Here is a 22,967-nt window from a genome sequence, read left to right as displayed (position 1 = left end):
TCACCGTTCCAACAGGTAGAGCATCCGCTTCGCGGGGAGGTATGCCGGATCCAACCCCACCACCTTCACCAGGGTGTCTCGCGCCACGTCCTTGCCCCGGGCCGACTCCAACTGCGCCAGTCGCGCCTGCGCCGATAGCAGCGTGGGCGCCAGGGCCAGCGCGTCCCGCAGCGCGCGCTTGGCCGGCTCCACCTGCCGGGCCTCCGCCAACGCCAGGCCGTGCGCCAGATGCGACACCGGCATCTGCCGCCCCGCCGCCGCGGCGCGTTCGCCCAGGCGCCGGGCGTCCGCGGTAGCGCCTCGCTGCAGCGCGATGAGCGAGCGGTAGGCCAGGGCCCCCGCGTTGTTCGCGTCCACCTCCAACACACTGCGCAGGTGACGCTCGGCCGCGTCGAACTGGTGCTGGTGGAAGCGCAGCAGGCCCTCGTACAACAGTGGGGACGGGTCCTCCGGTCCCTCGGACAGCGCGAGGATGGCACCCTCAACGCCCTCCACCGTCTCGCGCGGGCGCAGCCAGTAGGCGGACGTCGCGGGCCTCGGCTCCAGCCGGAGCGGGTCCGACTGCAGCGCCTGGTGCAGCGCGCGGAAGGCATCGTCCCGTCGCCTCGCGCTCGCCGCGGCGACGCCCGCCAGCAGTTGCGCGTCCAGCCGCCGCGCGTCCAGCTTCACTGCTTCCTGGAACGCCTCCAGCGCCTCCAGCGGCTTCTTCTCCAGGAGCAGCAGCCGGCCTTCCAGCACCTTCTCCAGCGCGCCGTCCTCCAACTGCCCGCGGAAGCCCGGCAGATGGGTCCGTGCCTTCTCCGCGTCGCGGCGGCCCAGGGCCACCAGGAAGAGCTGGAGGTGCGCCTCCGGCAGTCCCTTCACGAGCTGAAGGGCCTCTTCCGCCGACTTCACCGCCGCGTCCTGACTGCCCGCGGTGCGCTCCGCGGCCGCCAGGTGCACCAGCACCTCGGCCACCTCGGGCCCGTCGTAGCGCGCCCGGTTCTTCATCAGCGCGCGCAAGTCCCGCACCGCGCCCGCGGCGTTGCCTTCCGCCTGGTAGCGCAGCATCGCCAGCGGCAACAGCGCGCGCAGCTCGCCGGGCTCCGCCTTCACCCGGGCCTCGTACAACTTGCGCGCCTCCGCGGGCTCACCCACCTCCTGGTAGATGCGGGCGGTGAGCGCCAGGCTCTCCCAGTCCTTCGGGCTCGCCTCCAGCCGCTTGCGCAACGTGTCCAGCGCGGCGGAGTACTCACCGCCCGACACATGTGCGAGTGCGCGGTAGTAGTGCAGCCGCTTGATGTCCGGCGACAGCTTCTGCGCGGAGTCGAAGTGGCTGCGAGCCAGCTCGCGGGACGACGACAGCCACGCGCGGCCCAGCACCAGGTGCGCTTCGGCCTTCTGTGCGTCGGGGAGCTCCGCGCGGGCCAGCAACTCCTCCGCGAGCGGGCGCGCCTGCTCGGGCTGACCGGAGCGGGCCAGCAGGAGGTTCGCGTGCGCCAGCAGCAACGGCGCCGTGCGGCCGGACCGCGACTCCGCCGCCGACAGCAGCGCGCGGGCCTCCTGGAACGTCGCGTCGTCCATGCGCGCGCCGCGACCCAGGGCCAGCGCCTGGACGTAGCCCGCGATGGCGGCATCGCTGGTCGGGTCCAGCACCAGCGCCTGCTGGAAGGACTCCTCCGCCTCCGCGTACGCGAAGCGCTCGTCACGGGCGAGCTGCTGCTGCCCCTGCGCGAGCCGTTCCGCGCTGGTGCCCGGAATCTCCAGGTACTTCAACTTCCAGCGAGGCAGCACCGCCTGCACCGCGTCCGGGATGGCGGCCACGGGCGGAGGACCGGCCTGGCGGCGCGACGCCTCCTGCTGCTGTTGGTACAGGAAGTAACCGCCCACGCCTCCGCCCACGACGACGAGCCCCACGAGGCCCGCCACCAGTCCGCCCTTGCCCCCACGGGAGCGCCCATCCGTGACGAGCACCGGCGCGGAGCGCGAGCCGCTGCGAGGCTCCGCTCCCAGCTGCGGCGAGGAGGCGCGGAGGCCACTGCGAGGCTCCGGCCCCATGTCCGGAATGATGTCGGTGCTGATGGGCACGCGCGCGCCACTACGCGGCTCGGCACCGGGCGCTGGCTCCGAGGCTTGCGCCACCGATGCGGAGCCCCCACCCAGGTCCGCCATGGGCGGCAGGAAGTCCGAGTTCCCCGCCGGAGCGGCCGGACGGCTCGCGGCGGCCGGCGCCTGGGCGGAACCAGGCTGGCGGCAGTCATCACAGATGCCGAGCGCCTGGTCGAAGGAGTCCGTCAGCGGCTTCTGGCAGACGCGGCAGCCGGAGGTCGCGGGCTTCGCGGCGGCGGGCTTCGCCGGGCGCGAAGGCTGGGACTCCAGCCCCTGCGGCGCGGAGGGCGGCGGTCCCAGGAAGTCGAGCAGCGGGTCCTCCGCACCAGCCCCACCGCCTCCCGAAGCCGGCGCCCCCACGTTCGCGAAGGGGTCCACGGGCGGCGCGGACGCGGGAGCAGGCGAGGGCATCGCCCCGAAGTCGCCGAACAGGTCCGAGGCCGAGCGGCCCTCCCCCCGGGCAGGCTTGGGAGCCGGAGCAGCGCCAGGTGCGGGCGCGGCGGGCGGCGGCGCCCCGAAGTCGCCGAAGAGGTCGTCCGCGGGATTCGCCGCGGGCGCGGCGCCGGAGACAGGCGTCAGCGTGACGGGCGCCGCGGGCTGTGATGCCGGCGCGCCAGCAGCGGGCACGGCCGAGGGATCGCGCCGGACCAACTGCAGGTTCCGGCAGCGAGGACACTGCGCGCGAACGCCCTTGGCGGTGATGAGCTTGTCATCAATCGCGTAGGCGGCCGCACATTTCTGACAGACGATGCGCATGGCTCAGTGCCGGAAGTGTCGCACTCCCGTCAGCACCATGGCCATCCCATGTTCATCCGCGGCGGCAATCAACTCCGCGTCACGGACCGAACCGCCGGGTTGTACGACACAGGTGGCCCCCGCCCGGGCGGCCTCGTCCAGCCCATCCCGGAACGGGAAGAAGGCGTCCGAGGCGACCGCACTGCCCCTGAGGGCCGCTCCGCCGCGCTGCATCGCGATGCGGACCGAGTCCACCCGGTTCGTCTGCCCCCCACCCTGCGCCAGGAGCTGGTCACCGGAGGCGAAGACGATGGCGTTGCTCTTGACGTGCTTGCACACCTTCCAGGCGAAGCGCATGGCCCGCTCCTCCTCCGGCGTGGGAGCCCGCTTGGAGACCACCTTCCACGACAGCGGCGGCTCCACCGAGTCCCGGTCCATCAGCAGCATGCCACCGGACACGCTTCGAGCGTCCAATTGGGCACGCGGCCGGGCCTGGGGACTGGCCAGCGCGGGGCCCGCCTCCAGGAGCCGCAGGTTCTTCTTCGCCGCCAGCACCTGCAACGCCTCCGGGGAGTAGGACGGCGCGATGACCGCCTCCAGGAACGTCTCCGCCATGGCCTGGGCCGTGGCCGCGTCCACCTCGCGGTTGAGCGCGACGATGCCCCCGAAGGCGGAGACCTCATCCACCGCGCGGGCCGTGCGGTAGGCCTTCACCAGGGCGGCATCCACCGCCACGCCGCACGGCGTGTTGTGCTTGATGATGACGGCCGCGGGGGCCTCCGGGAACTCCAGCAGCAGGCCCAGCGCCGCGTCCAGGTCCAGGATGTTGTTGTACGAAAGCTCCTTGCCCTGCAGCACCTTGGCGAAGGCGACCGTCGGCTCCTGGGGCGCGGCGTGCTCGCGGTAGAAGGCGCCGCGCTGATGCGGGTTCTCCCCGTAGCGCAGGTCCTGCGACTTCTGGAACGCCAGCGACAGCTCCCCCGGGAACGGCTCGCCCGCCTGCACGGACAGCCACGCGGAGATGGAGGCGTCGTAGGCCGCCGTGTGCGCGAAGGCCTTGCGCATCAGCCGGCGCCGCGTGTCCTCGCTCACCGCCTTCTGCTGCTCCAGCTCCGCCAGCACCGCCGGATAGTCGTCCGGGTCCACCACCACCGAGACGTGCCGGAAGTTCTTCGCGGAGGCGCGCACCATCGCGGGCCCGCCGATATCAATCTGCTCGATGACCTCCGGCTCCGCGGCGCCCGAGGCCACCGTCTGCCGGAAGGGATACAGGTTCACCGCGACCAGGGAGATGGGCTCGATGCCGTGCGCCTTCATCTCCTCCCGGTCGGCCTCCAGCTCCAGCCGTCCCAGGATGCCGCCGTGGATGCGGGGGTGGAGCGTCTTCACGCGGCCACCCAGAATCTCGGGGCTCTGCGTGTGCTCGGACACCTTCTTGACGGGCACCCCCGCGCCCTTGAGCGCCTCCAGCGTGCCCCCGGTGGACAACAACCGGAAGCCCAGGCGGACGAGCCCCTGGGCGAAGGGAACCAGACCTCGCTTATCAGAAACGCTCAGGAGAGCCAGCACGTGTGGGCCTCGGTGTGCGGGAAGCGGCGGTAGTAGCAACCACCCCCTGGGGTGTCAACGCAACACGTCGGCCCTCCGTTGGCGGGTGGAAACCACCCGCGAACATCAGGGCTTACGAGCCGAAACCGGCGGCTCGGCTTCGGTGGCTTCGCGCAGCTTCATCAGCCCGCGCGTCTCCACCTGGCGGATGCGCTCACGGGTGAGGTTCATGATCTCTCCCACCTCCTCGAGCGTGATGCCGCCCTTCTCCGCCACGTCCAGGGCGCAGGTGTGCTCCAGCTCCCAGATCTCCTTGTCCGGGAAGTTGAGCTTGATGGACCCCGTCTCCGGGTTCACGTCCAGGTAGAGATTGTGCTTGCAGGAGACGAAGTTGCACGGCCGGGGACCGTTGATGCAGTCCGCGCGCGTACGCGGCCGCGTGTCGTCCATCTGCTTCAGCAGGTCGGCCTCTTCGGGGTCCACCTGACCTGTGAGGCGACGCCTCCGCAGGTCGCGCGCCATCTCCTTGCGCGACATGGTCTTGGAACGGCGGCGCTCCTGCGCCTGGTCCGATTCCTGGTCCCCCCCCTCCTCCTGTAGCTGCTTCACTTCCGACATGTCCCCTCCACGTGAGGCCAGTCTACCCGGTTCCCGGGTATTCTATTGCGAACGGATGGTTTCGTCTGCGCGTGCGGTCACGGCGCTACCGAGCCGGGCGACATCCCGGACCAGATCCTGCGCTCTTTGCCGCAAGGTTGCTAGCTGTGCCTCAAGCGTACGCCGATGCTCCCCCCCAAAGGCGCGGTCCCCCAGCTCCTCCTGGAATCCGTTCAGGAGGCCTGCAAGGTCCCGTTCCAACTGGTCGATGTAGTTGCTGTGGAAGACATAGGACCGCTTGATGTCCTCCAGGGTGTGCCCCTCCGCCATCATCTTCTTGATGACATTGATGCGGCGCACCGCCTCCACCGGGTAGAGCCCAACGCTCCCCTGATGCTTCCCCTTCCGGCCCACCCGACGGCTCCTGGGTAGCAAGCCCGCCTGCACGTACTTCCGGAACGTCGCCTCCGACAGGCGCACGCCCCGTGGCCGAAAGATTTCCAGGATGGCGCTCGCGGGCAGACCGCCCGCGTTCTCGCGCTCGATCCGAGCAATCTCCTCAGGAGCCAGCAGGTCCATGGATTCCATTGAATATAATCCACTGAGTGGGGGCCACTGAGTGCCAGAACGGGCGGTTGGGTGTCAAGGCAGACCACCAGGCAGGCAAGCGGCGACGGACGAATCGCGCGCCTTTGAACAGGCGGAGCGGCAGGTGGGACAAGGTAGGCGTGACAGCCCGAAGGCGGCCCCGCTGGGTGCGAGGCAGCAGCGTTCAGGAGTGGACGTTGGGGGTGCTCAAGCGGAAGCGAGCACGGGCACGGCGGGTGACTTCGGACCTGGGCTCAGGTTGCGGCACGGCTGCCGGTGAGGCCGCCGTGCCGGGAGCCGGACTGGCTCAGCGCCCCCGGGGGGCGCGGAACTCGCGGCTGACGGTGCCGCCCGCGGTGACGGTGACGTCGTAGCGGCGCTCGCCGGACGGGTGCTGGAAGACGAGCTTGTGGTTGCCGACGGGCAACCGGTACGACGCTCGCCCCGTGACTTCGCCCATGCGCTTGCCGTTGATGAACACGGTGGCATAGGGCGCGGCCTGGACCTGGAGCGTTCCGCTGGCCGGTGCCGCGCGCACGCGCTCCGGCTCCTGGTGGGTGCCAGCCGCACTCGGCGCGGGGTCGGAGGCCGGGGGGGTGGCGGCAGCGGCGAGCACCTCCTCGCGCATCAGCCCGTCCACCTCGGATTCGGTGTCGGCGGTATCGGCGGGCCCGGTCTCCCCGCCCTCGGCGTTCCCAGGGACCGCGGAAGGCGCGGGCTGCGCGGTCGGCACGGGTTCATCCACAGCGGGTGCGGCCACCACGGGCTCTGCCGGCGCCACCGGAGGAGCCGCTTCGGTCCCCCGCATCACAGCAACGCCGCCTCCGACGACGGCGAGCCCCAACGCCACGGCCAGTCCCAGCGCCCACGGACGGCGCGCCGCCGGCACGGCCACCGAGGCCACGGGGCCGGACGCACGGGCACCCGCCTCGAGAGCCTCGGGGCCGGACGCATGGCCACCCGCCGCAGGCACCTCGGCTCCGGCGCCCCGGGCACTCGTCCCGAGAACCCCGGATCCGGAAGCATGGACACCCGCCGCAGGCACCTCGGCTCCGGCGCCCCGGGCACTCGTCCCGAGAATCCCGGATCCGGACGCATGGGCACCCGCCGCAGGAACCCCGGTTCCGGACGCACGGGCACTCGCCGCAGAGCCCTCGGGGCCGGACGCATGGACGCCCGCCGCAGGCACCTCGGAAGCTCCAGGCACGGCTGCCCACATCCCGGGATGCGCCTCAGGCTCCGTATTCGACGGGGTACCTTCCTCGTCGTCGTCCTCATCGTCCCAGGCGCTGGCCAGCTTCAGACTCCCGGATGACCCTGACGGTGACGCGACGGCGGCGATTCCTTCCGGACGACTCGGGGGCCGCGCGCTCCCGGACACCGCCGGAACACCTGAGCCCCTGCTCGGCGTCTTCTCGGCCCGTGCATCCTCGCTGGAGGCGGCACCGCGAAAATCCTCGGCTCCGCCAGAGGGAGGCCCCGACACCGCGACCACACCCTCCGGACGGCTCTGCCGGCCCGGAGTGGAAGGCGCGCTTTCGAAAGATGCGCCGCGAGGCACCGGCGACGACGCCACCGCCGGCAGCGGCATCATCGGCGTGGCCATGGGCGGCAGTGGCGCCGCATCCAGCGCGGCCTCCTCGCCCCTGCGCGGCAACACGAAGGTCGGCGCATTGACGTCTTCGTCCGGAGACGTCGGCAACGCCAGGCCGCTGCGGCCAGCAGACACCATCACCGCGGTGGGCTCGCGCGGCACGGGCGACGCCTCCGCCCCAGGTGCCGGCTCCCCTTCCACGACGTGTGTGCGCTCCTGCACGGTGGGAATCGCCTGGGTGAGGCTGGTGGGGAACAAGCGGCGCATGAAGGCGCTCAGGTCCGTGTCGTCCAAGGACCTCGCATGCGTCAGCACGCACTGAGCCAGGGCGCGCTCGAACTCCGCGGCCGTCTGGAAGCGGAGCGCGGGGTCTCTGTCCAGAGCTCGCACCACGGCGGCATCCAGGTCCGCGGGCACGTCCGGATTCAGCCGGGCCGGAGGCGGAATGGTGCTCTGCTGCACCGCGCGCAGCACCGCCACCTCGGAGTCCCCGTCGAACAGGCGGCCTCCGGTGAGCATCTCCCACAGCACCACGCCCAGCGCGAAGATGTCCGTGCGCGCATCCACGGCCTCGCCCCGGGCCTGCTCGGGCGACATGTACGCGAACTTGCCCTTCAGCACGCCCGGCTGCGTCAGCTTGTTGCCCGCCTTGGCGATGCCAAAGTCCGTCAGCTTCACCGCGCCATCGAAGGACAGCAGCACGTTGTGCGGCGTGACGTCCCGGTGCACCAGGTCCAGCGGCTGGCCATTCACGCGGACGCGGTGCGCGTAGTGCAGGCCCCGGGCGACCTCCGCGCCGATGTGCGCCACCAGCATGGGCGGCACCGGCTCCATCAGCTCCTTGCCGCGCTTGCGCAGCTCCCACAATGAGCAGCCGCGCACGTACTCCATGGCCAGGTAGTACGTGTCCTCGTGCTTGTCGAAGTCGAATATCTGCACCACGTTCGCGTGGTTCAGCCGCGAGGCCAGCCGGGCCTCGGCGATGAACATCCCCACGAACTCCGGGTCGCTGGCGAGGAAGGCGCGCACCCGCTTGATGACGACTTCCTTCTCGAAGCCCTCCGCGCCGCGCGCCGTGCACAGGTAGATTTCCGCCATGCCGCCCTCGGCGAGCTTGCGGCGGACGACGTACTTGCCGATGTGAGTGCCGGCTTCGAGCGTCACGGGAGCATCCAAGGCATGTGCTATTCGAACTTCACGCTCACGACGTTGAGGTCGATGGGCTTCACCTCGATACGTCGACTGAGCGTCTTCTTGAGGTCGGGGTTGACGAAGCGGCAGTCATAGCTGCCCACGCGCAGCTCCACGGCCTCGAAGGGCGTTTCGCCCAGCCGCTTGCCACCGCACGTCACCTCCGCCCAAGGGTGCACGATGAAGCGCACCCGGGCCAGTCGCCCCTCCTGCCGGGGCTCGGGCCGGGCCGGACGCTCGCGTACCACCGCCGCCACGGGCGCAGCAGCCACCGCCCGGGGCTCGGGCGCCAGCGTGAAGCGCGCCACCTGCTCCGCGTCCTCCCCCACCGTCACCGTGCGCGTCTGCGCCTGGTGCCGGTCGGCCTCCACCCGCACGGCGACCTGCTGGCCCACCGCCGCTTCGAGCATCACCGGCCGCTCGTCATGGCGTTGGCCATCCACCAGCACCACCGCGTCCGCGGGCTGCGTCTCGATACGCAGCCGCACCGGCGCCGGCGCGGTCTCCGCGGGAGGCTGGGGCACCACGGGCGGGGGCCGCAGCTCCGTCGGAGCCTGGACCGGCGCCTCAGCCTTCATGGGCACGGGCGCGGGCACCACGGCCTCCGGGTCCAACGACACCGGCATGGGCTCCGGCGACCGCATCGACCAGAGCACCACGCCCACCGCCACGACGACCAGCAATACCAGCCCCACGTACAGCCACGTCTTGCTGCCCGCGGCCGCCACGGGGCGCTTCGCCGCGCGTGACATGCCCAGCGACAGCGTGGGGGCGTCCTCCTCGAGCGGCTCCCCGTCCCGCAGTGGAATCACCACCCGCGCAGGCCGGCCCGTCTCCATCATGGCGATGGTGGGCGCGTCCTCCTCCACGACGAACCCACCCCGCGCCTGCGAGCGCGCGCCAGCGCGGGCATCCACCGTAGGGGCGTCCTCGTCATCCACGGGGAGGACCGGCGCACCCAGGTCGAAGCGGCCCGTGCCGCCGAAAGGCCGCGGAGCGCCACGAGGCTCCGTCGGCGCGGCAGCAGCGGCCCCGCCCAGCTTCACGTCCGTCCGAGTCACGGACGCGGGCGCGCGCGCATCCACCGTGGGTGCGTCCTCCTCCACGCGCGGCGGCAGCGGAGGCGTCACGTTCATGCCGGAGCGAGAGGGCCGCTCGGGCTCCACCGCCCGGCGCTGTCCCGTCAGCCGCGGCGCGGGCTTCTCCGGCTCCAGCTCGAAGCGGCCTGTGCGGGACGCCGGTCGTGGACGCAGCGCCGCCGTCGCGTCGTCCTCCGGAGACATCGACGGTGGACGCGGCGGCAACGCGGGCCGCAGGCCCGTGCGGCGCGGCGGAGCCTCCTGCCTCGACGTCCCCGAATCCGAGTCCTCGCCCAGCACGTCGCCCGCCCGGGCCTCCTCGGCCAGCCGCTCCGCGAAGACCTCCTTCATGAAGGCGGACAGGTGCGCGGACGTGGCGGGCGCCTGGTGCACGCGCAGCCACTCCTCCAGCGCGTGCTGGAGGTGCGCCGCTTCCTGGTACCGGTCTGGCAGCTCCTTCGCGAGCGCCTTGAGGACGATGGCGTCCAGATCCGCCGGCACGCGCGACGTCACATGCGAGGGCGGCAACACCCGGCACTCCGACACCGCCGTCAGCGTCTGGATGTCGTTGGGGCGCTTGAACAGGCGCGTGCTGGTGAGCAGCTCGTACAGGACGATGCCCAGCGCGAAGATGTCCGCGCGGCAGTCCACCCGCATGCCCGCCGCCTGCTCCGGGGACATGTACGAATACTTCCCCTTCAGCACGCCGGAGCGGGTCACCGTGGCCTGGTCCGCCGCCTTGGCGATACCGAAGTCCACCACCTTCACCCCGCCCTCGAACGTCACCAGGATGTTCTGGGGGGACACGTCCCGGTGGACGATGCCCAGCGGACGGCCCGTCGTCGGGTCCGTGCGCTTGTGTGCGTAGTCCAGGCCGGCGCAGGCCTCGATGAGGATGCGGCACACCAGCGGCACCGGCAGCGGCTGGCCCATCAGCTCCGACTGCCGCCACAGCCGGCGCAGGTCGTCGCCGTGGATGTACTCCATGGCGATGAAGAAGGAGTCGTCCTGGGCGCCCAGGTCGAAAATCTGCACCACGTTGGGGTGGTTCAGCCGAGCGGCGATGCGCGCCTCGTCCAGGAACATCTTGACGAAGTCGTCGTTCTCCGCGAGGTGCGGAAGGATCCGCTTGACCACCACCCGCTTGTCAGGCTCCGCGCCCTGAGGCCGCGCAAGATAGATCTGCGCCATCCCGCCCGTGGCGAGACGACTCAGGAGCTGATACCTGCCATAGGTTTCGATGGACACGGCGACCTGACCGGCCCCTGGACAACCACCCTTGGAGTGGCCCCGAGTTCCGGGCGCGGGATGGCCCCGAGCGTAAGCGCACCGGGAAGGAGGGTCAAACCCCCAACTGCTCCGGAAACGGCCTTTGTGGCTACCTCCGGGCGGCCCGCACCTCGCGAGTCTCTCGCATCAGGGCCTCCAGCTCATCCAGGTGCCGCTTCAGCACCGGCATCAGCACCGGCGCCACGTCCACCCGGTCGAACAGGTCCAGGACCCGGTCCACCTTCCGCTCAATCTCCCCCGCCCGCGCCGGGCTGATTCGCCGCAGCAGCAGGTCCGCCCCGGCCTCCATCAGCACCCGGGCCACGGCGTCCCGGGAGGCGAGCGGCTCCTCCCTCCGCTGCCCTTCTCCCTTGATGACGCGCAGTCCTGGAGCCCGTCCAGAGGGGCGGGCCGCGCTCGTCATCGTTCCTTCAAAATCCTGGGAGTTCACCGGGTGCCTCCTCGGCAGCTGCAGGTACGACCTCAGGGTACACACCGCGAGGTGACCTCCAATTTTCTGGTCATCCGCACAGGCGGAAGCAGACCTGTAGCACCGGGGACTGACACCACTGTGGAGGGCCGGATGTCCGGCCCTCCGGGTGCGTTCGCTACATCGCGTCGCACGAACGGCGGTAGTTGATGGCGATGCGGGTGCCCGCTGGCGGCACGACGTCGAACACCACGCTGTTGGTGGCCGCGTCGTAGGTCCAGCCGGACGTGGACGGCGTGCCATTCACCGTCACCGTCACGGTGCCGGGCTCCGGCATGTCGCTCAGCGGGAAGCGCTCCTGCGCGGAGAAGGCCTTGTCACCCACTGCCTGCAACAGCGGCCGGTAGTCTTCCGCGCAGACGCTCACCACCTCGCCTCCTGTGCGGGAGGTGGCCTGCGCGTAGCGCGTACCGGCGCCGCCCGCCGTCGCGCAGCCTTCAGCCGGCGGAGCGATGGCATAGAAGGTCGCGCGCTGCGGCTGGTTCTGCCCCTTGAGCTGCTGGGCCCAGTCCACGTAGGTGTCCACCGCGTCGGGCGAGTGGTCGTCCTCGTCGCTGACGAACAGCACCACCAGCGCGGCCTCCTCGCGCAGGAAGCCCACGTTGCCGTCGTTGGGCAGCGGCGTGCGCGGGTCATCCGCGCTGTTCACCAGCGGCCGGGACAGCGCGCGGCGCATCGCCTCGAAGCCCTGCTCCACCTCCGCGCACCGGCCCACCTGCACGTTCTGCTGGAGCTGCTGGGCCAGGTTCGGCGTCGCGCTCGTGAGGATGCGCGGCAGCGAGTTGTCCACCGGGAAGAAGCGGCCCGCCTCGCCACCCTCCGCGCCGCCCGGGCACGCGTTGGCCGGGTCCGTCGGCGTGACCGGATGGATGCCCGTCGTCGTCACCGCTACGTTGAGGCTGACGCCCCGGTCCAGCGCCGTCTGCACGAAGGTCGGAATGGCCTCCACCAGTCGCGGATGCTCCACCGCCATGGAGGCGGTGTTGTCCACCACCAGCAGCACGTCCACCTTGCTGACGTCCTGCTGGATGAAGTTGTCCGTCTTCTCCACGCGCATCGACGACTCGCCCACCAGCGGAACCATCAGCGGCGCCGGCAAGTCACTGGAGCCCACGTACAGCGGCGACAGGTTCATGCCCGACACCAGGCCGAAGTACTCCACGCCCACCGTGAAGGCCTCGTTGGGCGGCAGCACGAAGGGGATGGAGGCCGGCACCGCCGAAAACCCGAACTCCGAATCCGTGGTGCCCGGCCCAATCCACACGTCGTTCACCGTCACCGGCGCGGCGCAGGCATTGAGGAAGTTCACCTCCATGGGCTCGGCGGGGCAGTCCGGCCGGGCCACGCCCCAGTCCATGTAGCGGCGCGAGGCCACCAGGCACACCGCCTGCGTGTTCGCCACCAGCGGCACCAGCAGCACCGGGTTCGCCGGCTGCATCTGCTCAATCTGCACGGTGCCGGTGAAGTGGCCGCCCGCCACGGGCGCCATGAAGGCCACCTGGAAGCTGAACCAGTCGCCGGGGTACATGATGCCGCCGTAGATGTCGCCGCCCGGCAACGTGAAGACGCCGCCGCCGTCATCTCGCAGGCGGAGGTTCTTCACCGGGCACAAATCGGTGCCGCGGTTCTCCAGCTTGAGTCCCAGCACCGCGCCCTGCCCCGGCGGAATGGTGCCGAAATCCAGGGCCTGCGGCGTGAGCGTGAGCTCGCAGGGCGCGTGCGCCTCCGGGTTGCCGCGGAAGTCCATCTGCACCATGGCCGCGGAGAAGGCGTTGGTCGTCATCACCAGCGAGCCCTCCGCCGCGCGCAGCTCGGTGGGCTCGTAGAAGACCTCCAGGTTCACCTCGCCGCCGGGCGGCAGCGTCACCGGCAGCGCCAGCGGCGTGTGGTTGAACTGAGGCGCCCCACCCTGCTGCGGCAGCCAGTCCAGCGTGTTGATGGTGAGCCCGCCCTCATTGGACGCGCCGCAGTTCTTCACGTTGATGATGACGCGCACCTTCGCGCCGAGCGGCTGCGTGCCGAAGTCGTAGAACGACGGGGACACACACAGCTCCGGCGCGCCGCCGTAGCCGCGCAGCTGCACGGGCGTCGTCGGATGGCGGCGGCTCTCCACGTGGTACAGCGCGGTGTCCTGCGCCGCGCCCTGGTGGTCCGGGCTGTAGCGGAACGTGAAGGTCCGCACCTCGCCCGGCTGGAGCACGAAGGGGAAGCCAGCGTTGTTCTGGGTGAAGGACGCGTCACGGCCCTCCAGCGTCAGCTGCGTCACCGTCACCGGCTCCGTGCTGATGTTGCGGATGCTCGACTCGCGCACCGCGTCCCGGTCCACGGGCACCGCGCCGAAGTCCAGGACCTCCGGCTCGGCCACCACCGCGCGCTCCAGCGCCTCGGCGGCCACCTGCACCGTCACGTCAGCGCAGCCGCGGCAGGGCGACACCGCCAGCGCCACCTGCTTGCGGCCCACCCGCACCGGGTGGAACGTCACCATGAGCTCGCGGCTCTCACCGGGCGCCAGCGTCACCGGCGCCACGCTGAATTCGTCGCGGTCCGCGCCCACCAGCCGCGGCGTCACCTCCACGGATAATTCCGTGGGGTTCTCCAGCCGCAGCGGCAGCGTCTTCGTGGCGTCCGCTTCAATGCGGCCGAAGTCCAGCCGACGCGGCGACACGCGGGCCCAGGCGTCCACGCCGGTGCCCGTCAGGGGGATGCGCAGCAGGGGCTCGATGCGCGTATCCGAGCGCACCACCAACACCCCCGGCAGGGAACCTTCGGCGGGCGGCGCGAAGCGCACGCGCAGCGAGCACGCGCTCCCGGGTTGCAAGCTGTGCGGCCCCTCATGGGTGAACTCGGCGCGGTAGGCCCCCTCGGGGCCCTCCACCCAGACCTCGTTCACGTCAACGGGTGCGCGGCCCACGTTACGCAGCGAAATCTCCGCTTCGCGCGCATCGAAGATGGCCACCCGCTCGAAGTCGACGCCACCCGGCGTCGCCGTCAGCCTTCCGTCCGCCAGCGCCGAGCGCTCGCGATCCGCACAACCGACCAGCAACCCCACCACCGCGAGGGCGACCCAGCCCAAGCGCCCTGTCATGGCCCACCCCTTCCCCACTACCGTCAACCTTGGCCGCCGCGCGCCCCACATGGGGGACGGCGGAAGGAACGGTGGCGAAGCTAGGCACCCACTTCAGGGTGGGCAACCGGCCATGCGTGGGTAACCCCGCGCCCAGGGGTGGGTGGGTGTCCGCTATCAAATCTTCGGAATGCGCAATGTCTTGCTGATCATCGCGCTTCCGCTGGCCACGTACATCAGCGCCAACGGGTGCAGCACCAAGGGTCCCAGGCGCCACTCACCACCCCACAGGTCAGGACCGATGCGCCCCGCCCACGTCGCTGCGGCCATCACCATCACCAGCGCCAGGCTGGTGGGAATGGGGGTTCCCTCGAAGTACTTCACCTTCCCGGACTCGTCCGACAGGTCCGCCGACGTGACGTTGAAGCGCGCCAGCCGGCTGATGCCACACGCCACGAAGTAGAGGAGCGCCGCCACGTCCAGGGAGCCGCGCATCCCCACCGCGAAGGCCAGCGCCGCCGGCGCCATGCCGAAGGAGATGACGTCCGCCAGTGAGTCCAGGTCCGCGCCCAGAGGCGACTTCTTGAAGCGCCAGCGCGCGATGCGCCCGTCCATGACGTCCATCACCAGCGCCACTGGCATCAGGCCGAAGGCCACCCACAGCCAGCTCACGTCCCCGGAAGCCAGGTACTGCATGGAGGAAAGGATGGCGCCCGCGCCCGCGAAGCCGTTGCCCAGCGTCACGAAGTCAGCGAGCACGAACGTGCGAATCATCGAAAAGTGACGGCGCGGGCGGCGGGCACGGGACGGCTCGGTCGACATATGCGCGATTTCCTACCACACCCCTCCCGCTCGGCCGGAAGCTCGTTCTTGCCACACTGCGTTGTGCCCGGCGGTGTGAGAAACCATTCCAGTTTCAGAAACATTTTGACGGTGTGATCAGCCACTCCCTACGCTCGACGACTGTCATGCACCCCAAATCTCCCTCGCCCCTCCGGCGCGGTGTGCTCCGGCGTACGCGGAGCACCCGCTGGCAGTTCTCCCTTCTCGCAGGCGTGAGCCTGCTATTCAGCTCCGCCTGTGGTGACGACGACGAAGGCACGCCTCCGACCCCGACGCCCACCTACGAAGTCACCATCCGCCGCACCGCCCACGGCGTCCCCCACATCACCGGAAAGGACATGGGCAGCGTGGCGTACGGCAATGGCTATGCCTTCGCCCAGGACCACGTCTGTATCCTCGCGGATCAGATCCTCAAGGTGCGCGGCGAGCGCGCCCGCTTCATGGGCATGGGCCCCGGCAGCACCTACGCGGGCAGCGACTTCGCCTACCGCTCGCTGGGCCTCCACGCGCGCGCCACGGAGCGCTTCAGCACGCAGCCCGCCACCCTCCAGGCCATGCTCAAGGGCTACGCGGCCGGCTTCAACCGCTACCTCGAGGAGACGCCCAAGGATCAGCTCCCCGCGCCCTGCACCGGCGCCAAGTGGGTGCGCCCCATCTCCGAGGTGGACCTGCTGGCCTACGCCTACAGCGTGGCGCTGACGGGCAGCAGCTATCAGGTCGCCCTCGCCCTCGCCGCGGCCACGCCGCCCGACGTGACGGCGACCACCGTGGGCACGCCGGACCGCGACTACGTCAAGGTCCAGCGGCCCGAGCTGCACCAGGTGGGCAGCAACGGCTGGGCCATTGGCCGCGACCGCTCCGCCACCGGCCACGGCATGGTGGTGGCCAACCCGCACTTCCCCTGGGAAGGCGAGCTCAAGCTGTGGGAGAGCCACCTCACCGTCCCCGGTGAGCTGGACATCTACGGCGTGGGCCTGCTGGGCGTGCCCGCGGTCCTCATCGGCTTCAACAACGACGTGGCCTGGACGCACACCTTCTCCTCCGGCCAGCGCATGACGCTGTACGGGCTGCGCCTGGTGCCGGGCAAGCCGACCTCGTACTACTACGACAACGAAGAGCGGGAGATGACCTGGAAGGACATCACCATCCTGGTCCTGCTCGACAACGGCACGCTCGTCAACGTCACGCGCCGCATGTACAGCAGCCACTACGGCCCCATCATCTCCATCCCCGGTACCGCGGAGTGGACCGAGCAGTCCGTGCTCACCTACCGCGACGCCAACCTGGAGAACGACACCCTGCTGGCGCAGTTCCTGGGCATGAACCAGGCCCGCAGCATGGATGAGTTCAAGGCCGTCTACGCGCGCGAGCAGGGCATCCCCTGGGTCAACACCATGGCGGCCGACCGCGCGGGCAACACCTGGTACACGGATGCCACGCCCACGCCGAACCTGTCCCAAGCGGCCCTGACCACCTGGAACTTCGCCCGCCAGGGCGCGGACCTGGCCACCACCGCCATCTGGCAGCAGATGGGCCTGGTGCTGCTCGACGGCAGCAACAGCCAGAACGAGTGGCAGGATGAGCCCGGCGCCCGCAGCCCGGGCCTGGTCCCCTTCAGCAAGGTGCCCAAGCTGGACCGCACCGACTTCGTCTTCAACGCCAATGACAGCTACTGGCTGACCAACCCCGCCGCGCCGCTCAAGGGCTTCTCGCCCCTGCACGGCCTGGAGGACGTGCCCCAGACGCCGCGCACGCGCCTCAACGCCGTCATGCTCACCGAGCAGGTCGAAGGTGGCGCGTCCGGCGCGGATGGCCTCTTCACCCGCACCGAGCTGCAGGACGCCATCCTCAACAACCGCGGCATGATCGCCGAGCTGCTCGTCGACGACGTGGTGGCCCGCTGCACCGGCCACACGACGGTGCCGTACGGCGCGGACACCGTGGACATCAGCCAGGCGTGCTCGCTGCTTGCCCAGTGGGACCGCCGCTATGACTTGGACAGCGTGGGCGCCATCGTGTGGCGCGAGTTCGCGGGCACGTTCACCATGGGCGAGCTGCAGGCGAGCCCGGCGCTGTACGCCACGCCCTTCGACCCGGCCGACCCCATCGCCACGCCCCACACGCTGGCGCCCGCGCCCGCCCAGGGCACCGACCCCGTCCTGACCAAGCTGGCCCAGGCCGTGACCACGCTGACGCGCGCGGGGCTGGCGCTGGACCTCCCGCTGGGCGAGGCGCAGTTCACCCCCCGCGTGAGCGGCGAGCGCATCCCCATCCACGGCGGCGGCAACTACGATGGCGCGGCGAACATCGTCGGCTTCGGCACGCTGAAGTCCACCACGCCCAAAGCCGAGGTGGGCAGCGCCACGCGGACCGTCGTCAACGGACGCACGGCCCTGGCCAACGGCGGCTACGTCATCAACAACGGCAGCAGCTTCATCATGGCCATGGAGTTCACGCCCACCGGCGTGCAGGCCAGCGCCCTGCTGACCTACAGCGAGTCCAGCAACCCGGCCTCGCCGTACTACGCGGACCAGACGCGGCTGTTCTCCCAGAAGCAGTGGCGGCCCATCCTCTTCACCGCCGAGGAAATCGCCGCCGCGCCGGCTGAGCAGATCACCCTCACCGGCAACTGATGTCCCCGCCGGCCCCCGATTCGTCGGGGGCCGGACACCTCGCGGCCCGGCGGGGCAATGTCGGGCCGCGGATGTCCGCCCTCCAGTCTGATTCCGTCTGCTCCAGGGACGCGCGCCAATGGGTGCGCAGACCGCCAGGCGCCGCCGTTCGTTCCTGGCGAAGGGGCACCGGGATTTCCCGGTGGAATCACCGCGGCAGCAGCAGGGGGACATCATGGCCACATCCGTCTACAAGACCGCCATCATCGGCAGAGTGTTCTTCCTCCGCTGGGAGGCACCACCCAGTCAGGAAGAAATCCACACCGTCTTCCAGCAGATGAAGGGCGCGCACGAGCAGCTTCAGCACCCGCTCGTCCTCGTCGCCAGCCTTTCACCGAAGTCTTCCGTGCCCAATTCGGAGCAGCGGCGCAACCTGTCCACCTTCCATTCGGACGCGCGCCCCCTCTTCACGGAGATTCACGCCATCGTCGAAGGCAATGACCTGCAATACAACCTGCAGCGGGTCATCATCTCCGGCATCAACCTGGTGACGCGCACCTTCGACGAGGCCTTCCACCGCGTGCACAAGCACGCCGACCTCGTCGCCCCCTATCTGGGCAAGAGCCTGGGCGTGGACGGCGTGAAGGTCATCGAAGAGGCCCGGGCGCGCGGCGTGGTGTGAGCGCGGCCCGCCCTTCCGTCCAGCGACGTCAGCTCGCGGCCGGGGCACCTCCGGCCCGCGACGCCGGGACCGCCCGCCGCGCCAGGGCCGACGCGGCGGTGCCCCGGACGAAGCTGTGGTCGAAGAAGTCCACATAGAGATACTCCGGCCACGACACCATGGACCGGGGGCCCCGCATCACCGCGCGCGTCAACTCCGTCACCATCATCCCCGCAGCGCTCGTCGCGCCCACCACGCAGGTGGGGGCGTGGCCCCGGCCCTGGAAGCACGCGTCCATGTACTCGCGGAGCATGTAGCTTCCCAGGTGGGGGATGATGGCCGGCAGGTCGATGCGCCCATCCGGCAGGATGTAGAGCGCTTCGTACAGCGGCGCGTCCGGCTGGAAGACGTGCAGCGCCGCGCCGAATCCCAACATCAGCCCCGTCATCACCGGCACGCCACGCTGGCGGCAGGCGCGGTGGAGCACCTGCTTCTCATGCGCCCCCGCGATGTCGATGACCTCCACCACGTAATCCACCGGCCCCAGCGCACCGCCCCCGCCAAGCACGTCCTCCACGTTGGCCTCGGTGATGCCCTCTGGCACTTCCCGCAGCCGCAGGGCCGGGTGGATGTCCCGGCACATCCGCCCCACCACTTCCACCTTGGAGCGGCCCAACGTGCTTTCGAAGCAGCCCACCTGCCGGTTCATGTTGTGGCGCTCGTAGACGTCGAAGTCCGCCAGCGTCACGCCGCCGAACCCCAGCCGCGCCAGGTCCACCGCGCACTGGCCACCCGCGCCGCCCACGCCCGCCACCAACACATGCGTGCGTGACAGTTTGTCCAGCGTCTCCGCATCCACCACGCCCAGATTGCGCTGGAACCGCTGCTCGAACATGGGCCGCCTCACGTTGAAGTCTGGCTTCCATGTGCCCCCCACCCAGGAGGGTGGCGAGAGCCCCACGGGCGCGTGTGTTCAGCACCCCTCCCACGTCACCTGGTGCCGTTCGGACCCCGTCAGTCCACCCGTACTGGAGAGCTAATCGGTTCTTGCCCGTTCTGGTCGCCTGTGGTCATTTGCGCGCGCTCGTCACCCACGCCTCTCAATCCCTGCTGGGTTCCTCGTGACGCCCCGGAAGCCGCACCGGTGATGCGCGGGCTTCAGCGATGAAGCACGCGCCGAAGTACCCCACCTGGCAGGGGATGTCAGAGGTTCGATCCACAGTGGCATTCACCCATGAAGTCCCTGTCTGGATAACACTCCAGGAGTTACAGGGGTTTAATGATTGGCGTGAATTCTGCTCGGGGGGGCGACACGTCAGGGGCGTCATGGGCCGGCGTAACTCGACTCCCCCGAACCTCTTCAGCCGATCCGAGGTCTGTATGCGTTCCGTGTTCTTCCTCTGCGTCTCGTTGGCATGTCTGTCGTTGGCTCGAACCGCCGAAGGGGCTCCTTCTGATGACATGCGACACGCTGTCTCACGGGCCGCGGCACTCCAGGGCGTGGCGCTGGCGGAAGGCGCGCCGGTCGGCGCCGCGCTCCTCGGTTCCAGCAATCTGGGAAGCAGTGAGCGGGTGGCGCTGTTCGGCGACGTGGCCCACTACCGCTACCGCCTGCAGGTGGGGCCGTCGCAGCAGGACGTCATCACCCTGCACCGGGTGGTGCGGGAGGACCGGGCGTGGCGGCCGGCGCGTGCGACGCGCGCGGTGTTCATGGTGCACGGCGACGGGTGGGGATTCGAGGCCGCGTTCCTCTCCAGCATCGGCTCCGCATTCGTTCCGCCGGAGCAGTCCATCGCCGCGTACCTGGCGAAGGAGGGCGTGGACGTGTGGGGCATCGACCTGCGGTGGGCGGGCGTGCCGCAGAACACGCAGGATTTTCGCTTCATGAAGAACTGGACGCTGGAAACGCACGCGGCCGACGTGGGCGTGGCGCTGGGGGTGGCGAAACTGCTGCGGCTGGCGGGCGGCAACTTCATGGGCACCATGCACCTGCTGGGCTGGAGCCGGGGCGCGGTGGTGGGCTACGCGTACCTCAACCGCGAGGCCCGGCTGCCGCGCGCGCTGCGCCTGGTGGACGGCTTCATCCCCATGGACATGGCGGTGCGCTTCTCCCCGGAGGACGCGCAGCAGCAGGCGTGGGCGTGTGAGCGCTATGAGGCGCTGAGCAATGCCCGCCAGGAGGGCCAACTGGAGGGTGGCCTGCTCGGGCCGGCGCCGGGCATCATGCTGCAGGCCATTGGCCAGCTCGCCGCGGTGCAGCCGGCCGCGCCGTCGCCGCTGGTGCAGGACGACATCTTCGGGCCGGGCACGGGCCGTCCCTCGAACCGCAAGCTGGCCCTGGTCGCGGCGGGCGCGACGAGCGTGCTCTTCGCGCCGTTGCAGCCGGTTGTCCCGGCCTACCACCTGATGGGCAGCACGCCGGACACCCTGGGCCTGCCGGAGCGGCTGGCCTTCACCCACGAGGGCTACCTTTTCGAGTTCGGCCAGCGCGCCGCCCCGTACCAGAGCATCAACGAGGTGGTGGAGACGGAGGCGTGGGCCTGCGGGAAGCACGTGCCCTACGGCGACCGCCTGCGCGACGTGAAGGTGCCGGTTCTGTACGTGGGCGCCGCGGGCGGCGTGGGCCGCTACGGCGAGCACAGCGTCACGCTGCTGGGCAGCCGGGACGTCACCCTGCTCAACATCAGCACGCTGCCGGAGACCGCGCGCGCCCTGGACTACGGGCACGCGGACCTGTTCCTGGCGGACGACGCGCGCGTGCGCGTCTGGAAGCCCATGCTCCAGTGGATTCGCGCCCACTGAGGCGCAAGTGCTAGGTGTCTCCCTTCCACAAGCCGTGGCGCCGGACCCGCCGGCCCAGCGTCACCGGGTCCATCCCCAGCGCCACGGCCGCGCGCCGCAGCACCCCGCCGTGGCGCTCCAGTGCCTCGCGGATGAACTCCCGCTCCACCCGATCCAGCCGCGCGCGCAGCGAGCCATCCCCACCCGGCTCGTTCCGCAGGGCCAAGGTGGAGCCCAGCACCGGCGGCAGCAGCCGCCGCGACACCACCTCGCCCGGGCGGGAGAGCAGCACCGAGCGCTCCATGACGTTGCGCAGCTCGCGCACGTTGCCCGGCCAGGCGTAGGCCCGCAGCGCGTCCACCGCGTCCGGCGCGATGCCGCTGGCTGAGCGACGCAAGGTGCGGTTGAACAACTCCAGGAAGTAGAGCGCCAGCTCCGGAACGTCCTCCGGCCTGTCCCGCAGCGGGGGGATGTCCACGGTGAAGCTGTTGAGCCGGTAGAAGAGGTCCGCGCGGAAGCGGCCGGCGCGCACTTCCTCGCCCATGTCCTTGTTGCTGGCGGCCACCACGCGCACGTCCACGTGGCGCACCTGGGTGCCTCCCACCGGACGCACGTCCCCCGTCTCCAGCACGCGGAGGAGCTTGGCCTGGAGGTTGGCGGTGGTGTTCTCGATTTCGTCCAGGAAGATGGTGCCGCCGTTGGCGAGCACGAAGAGCCCGGGGTGGTCCGCCACCGCGCCCGTGAAGGAGCCCTTCACGTGACCGAAGAGCTCACTCTCCAGCAGCGTCTCCGACAGCGCGCCGCAGTCCTGCACCACGAGCGGCACGTCCCCCCGGCCACTGAGCCGGTGGAGGATGCGCGCCAGCACCTCCTTGCCCGTGCCCGTCTCGCCCTGGAGCAGCACGGCCACGCGGTGGGGCGCCACCAGGCGCACCAGCTCCATCACCCGCTGCATGGCGGCGCTGCGGAAGCCCACCTCGTCCCCGCCGCGCCCACCGGGGGCCGGCGGCAGCTTCTGCGACAGGGCGCGCTCGCGCAGCAAGCTGCGCTCCAGCTCCAGCGCCATGCGCCACTGCTCGGTGCGCACGCCGTGCTCGCGCCCCGCTTGAAGCACCGCCTGGTGCAGGGCCTCCCGCGTGGGTGAAGGCCCGAGCGCGCGGAAGATGCGCCCGGCGTTGAAGAGGGCCACCAGCCGCTCCGGCGCGGCCGGCGCGCAGTAGACGATTCGCGATGCCAGGTCACTGGGCGGCCCCGCGCCGGAAGGGTCCGCGTCCGCGCGGCGGGCGGCCAGGGACTCCACCAGGGCCAGGGCCTGCTCCTCGTCCTGACCGCACACCACCAGGCACGCCGCGTCCCCGCGCGTCACCAGCGCGTGGGCGTCCGACGGGCTGGCGGCGAAGTGGAGCTTGGCCACCCCTTCCAGCGCGGCAGTCACCGCGCGCGCCTCCTGCTCGGTGGCGAAGGCCACCACCACCTGGAGGTGCGACGAGGCAAGGTAGCGCGCCAGCTTCACGCCGTCCGCTTCCTCGAAGGCGCGGAAGCTCACGCCCATGGCCGCCACCGCGCCAGACGCGTCGTGACGCCAGCGCACCACGCCGCGCACGCGGATGTGCTCACCGGAGTCCGGAAGGGAGAACGACAGCTCCACGTCCTCGCCCTCACGCGGCCCTTCGGACGGCGTGTGCGGCGTGGCGATGAGCCCGATGCCCGTCTCACTGATGTTGACGGCCCAGCACCCATGGAGCGCGGGCTGCGTCACCACCTTCACGTACAACGGCTTGCGTTCGCTTCGAGGGGCGTAGGCGGACACAGGCCGCGTCATGACCA

Annotated in this window: 14 protein-coding genes; 3 read left to right on the top strand and 11 right to left on the bottom strand. The window is 70.6% G+C overall.

Annotated features, from left to right (window positions below; genetic code table 11):
* From FMP39_RS24275 to FMP39_RS24235, 9 genes are all read right to left on the bottom strand, one after another.
* Complete coding sequence (locus FMP39_RS24275; RefSeq protein WP_141592603.1) at positions 1 to 2,844, bottom strand: zinc-ribbon domain-containing protein; 2,844 nt, start codon at positions 2,842 to 2,844, stop codon at positions 1 to 3.
* 3 nt (positions 2,845 to 2,847) lie between these two features.
* A complete protein-coding gene (gene purH, locus FMP39_RS24270) occupies positions 2,848 to 4,392 on the bottom strand; it encodes a bifunctional phosphoribosylaminoimidazolecarboxamide formyltransferase/IMP cyclohydrolase (protein WP_141592602.1) in 1,545 nt (514 codons plus the stop codon).
* Positions 4,393 to 4,497: 105 nt separating this feature from the next.
* The gene (locus tag FMP39_RS24265; RefSeq protein ID WP_002635080.1) at positions 4,498 to 4,989 is read right to left on the bottom strand and encodes a sigma factor-like helix-turn-helix DNA-binding protein; all 492 of its coding nucleotides are present in this window, start codon (positions 4,987 to 4,989) and stop codon (positions 4,498 to 4,500) included.
* A 42-nt stretch (positions 4,990 to 5,031) separates the two neighbouring features.
* The gene (locus FMP39_RS24260) at positions 5,032 to 5,556 is read right to left on the bottom strand and encodes a MerR family transcriptional regulator (RefSeq protein WP_090492740.1); all 525 of its coding nucleotides are present in this window, start codon (positions 5,554 to 5,556) and stop codon (positions 5,032 to 5,034) included.
* A gap of 307 nt (positions 5,557 to 5,863) precedes the next feature.
* Positions 5,864 to 8,314, bottom strand: coding sequence for a serine/threonine-protein kinase (locus FMP39_RS24255; protein ID WP_141592601.1), 2,451 nt, complete (start codon positions 8,312 to 8,314; stop codon positions 5,864 to 5,866).
* Positions 8,315 to 8,334: 20 nt separating this feature from the next.
* The gene (locus tag FMP39_RS24250; protein ID WP_141592600.1) at positions 8,335 to 10,668 is read right to left on the bottom strand and encodes a serine/threonine protein kinase; all 2,334 of its coding nucleotides are present in this window, start codon (positions 10,666 to 10,668) and stop codon (positions 8,335 to 8,337) included.
* Between the two features lie 130 nt (positions 10,669 to 10,798).
* A complete protein-coding gene (locus FMP39_RS24245; protein ID WP_090492734.1) occupies positions 10,799 to 11,185 on the bottom strand; it encodes a hypothetical protein in 387 nt (128 codons plus the stop codon).
* 112 nt (positions 11,186 to 11,297) lie between these two features.
* A complete protein-coding gene (locus FMP39_RS24240; RefSeq protein ID WP_194858542.1) occupies positions 11,298 to 14,264 on the bottom strand; it encodes a choice-of-anchor D domain-containing protein in 2,967 nt (988 codons plus the stop codon).
* 156 nt (positions 14,265 to 14,420) lie between these two features.
* On the bottom strand, positions 14,421 to 15,065 hold the full coding sequence (locus FMP39_RS24235; RefSeq protein ID WP_141592598.1) for a phosphatidylcholine/phosphatidylserine synthase: 645 nt from the start codon (positions 15,063 to 15,065) through the stop codon (positions 14,421 to 14,423).
* Positions 15,066 to 15,298: 233 nt separating this feature from the next.
* On the opposite strand from FMP39_RS24235, the gene FMP39_RS24230 reads away from it, so the two are divergent.
* Together FMP39_RS24230 and FMP39_RS24225 are read left to right on the top strand one after the other, a co-directional pair.
* Positions 15,299 to 17,719, top strand: a complete 2,421-nt coding sequence (locus FMP39_RS24230) for an acylase (protein ID WP_305036077.1) — start codon at positions 15,299 to 15,301, stop codon at positions 17,717 to 17,719.
* Between the two features lie 214 nt (positions 17,720 to 17,933).
* Positions 17,934 to 18,380: a hypothetical protein gene (locus tag FMP39_RS24225; RefSeq protein WP_011552966.1), complete on the top strand. Its 447-nt coding sequence runs from the start codon at positions 17,934 to 17,936 to the stop codon at positions 18,378 to 18,380.
* A gap of 28 nt (positions 18,381 to 18,408) precedes the next feature.
* Here FMP39_RS24225 and FMP39_RS24220 read toward each other — a convergent pair whose 3' ends face one another.
* Positions 18,409 to 19,254 carry a ThiF family adenylyltransferase gene (locus FMP39_RS24220; RefSeq protein ID WP_228558291.1) on the bottom strand — a complete coding sequence of 282 codons (846 nt, stop codon included), beginning with the start codon at positions 19,252 to 19,254 and terminating at the stop codon, positions 18,409 to 18,411.
* A 566-nt stretch (positions 19,255 to 19,820) separates the two neighbouring features.
* Here FMP39_RS24220 and FMP39_RS24215 point away from each other — a divergent pair.
* Positions 19,821 to 21,161: a hypothetical protein gene (locus tag FMP39_RS24215; RefSeq protein ID WP_228558290.1), complete on the top strand. Its 1,341-nt coding sequence runs from the start codon at positions 19,821 to 19,823 to the stop codon at positions 21,159 to 21,161.
* A gap of 10 nt (positions 21,162 to 21,171) precedes the next feature.
* Here the strand turns inward: FMP39_RS24215 and FMP39_RS24210 are convergent, their stop codons facing one another.
* The gene (locus tag FMP39_RS24210; protein ID WP_194858541.1) at positions 21,172 to 22,962 is read right to left on the bottom strand and encodes a sigma 54-interacting transcriptional regulator; all 1,791 of its coding nucleotides are present in this window, start codon (positions 22,960 to 22,962) and stop codon (positions 21,172 to 21,174) included.
* Between the last annotated feature and the right edge of the window lie 5 nt (positions 22,963 to 22,967).

The organism is Myxococcus sp. AB056 (assembly GCF_006547365.1).
Taxonomy (GTDB): domain Bacteria; phylum Myxococcota; class Myxococcia; order Myxococcales; family Myxococcaceae; genus Myxococcus; species Myxococcus virescens.
This window is presented reverse-complemented; position numbering and strand designations above follow the sequence as displayed.

Excerpts from the sequence above, each read along its gene's own strand:
- FMP39_RS24275 (WP_141592603.1), bottom strand. The coding sequence starts at position 2,844 with ATGCGCATCGTCTGTCAGAAATGTGCGGCCGCCTACGCGATTGATGAC.
- FMP39_RS24220 (WP_228558291.1), bottom strand. The coding sequence starts at position 19,254 with ATGTTCGAGCAGCGGTTCCAGCGCAATCTGGGCGTGGTGGATGCGGAG.
- FMP39_RS24210 (WP_194858541.1), bottom strand. The coding sequence starts at position 22,962 with ATGACGCGGCCTGTGTCCGCCTACGCCCCTCGAAGCGAACGCAAGCCG.
- FMP39_RS24235 (WP_141592598.1), bottom strand. The coding sequence starts at position 15,065 with ATGTCGACCGAGCCGTCCCGTGCCCGCCGCCCGCGCCGTCACTTTTCG.
- FMP39_RS24225 (WP_011552966.1), top strand. The coding sequence starts at position 17,934 with ATGGCCACATCCGTCTACAAGACCGCCATCATCGGCAGAGTGTTCTTC.
- FMP39_RS24240 (WP_194858542.1), bottom strand. The coding sequence starts at position 14,264 with ATGACAGGGCGCTTGGGCTGGGTCGCCCTCGCGGTGGTGGGGTTGCTG.
- FMP39_RS24260 (WP_090492740.1), bottom strand. The coding sequence starts at position 5,556 with ATGGAATCCATGGACCTGCTGGCTCCTGAGGAGATTGCTCGGATCGAG.
- FMP39_RS24265 (WP_002635080.1), bottom strand. The coding sequence starts at position 4,989 with ATGTCGGAAGTGAAGCAGCTACAGGAGGAGGGGGGGGACCAGGAATCG.
- FMP39_RS24215 (WP_228558290.1), top strand. The coding sequence starts at position 19,821 with ATGCGACACGCTGTCTCACGGGCCGCGGCACTCCAGGGCGTGGCGCTG.